The 201-nt window shown below is 32.8% G+C and carries 1 protein-coding gene; it reads left to right on the top strand.

Annotated elements, in window-relative coordinates; translation table 11 throughout:
- Positions 1-201 (top strand): DDE-type integrase/transposase/recombinase (locus P7D84_RS13805; protein WP_311806797.1); only part of this gene is annotated, 201 nt, incomplete at both ends.

Genomic DNA, 201 nt, shown 5'->3' with positions numbered 1-201 from the left:
TCAAGAAATCTTATATGATCGTGGCATTAACGTTTCTCATACGACGATTTATCGTTGGGTGCAAGAATATGGCAAACGACTCTATCAAATTTGGAAAAAGAAAAATAAAAAATCCTTTTATTCATGGAAAATGGATGAAACGTACATCAAAATTAAAGGAAAATGGCATTATTTGTATCGAGCCATCGATGCAGATGGTTT

Origin of the sequence: Enterococcus dongliensis (genome assembly GCF_031927985.1) — a bacterium.
GTDB lineage: Bacteria > Bacillota > Bacilli > Lactobacillales > Enterococcaceae > Enterococcus_A > Enterococcus_A dongliensis.
The sequence above is the reverse complement of the archived record's forward strand: the minus strand, read 5'-3'. Positions and strand labels throughout refer to the sequence as shown.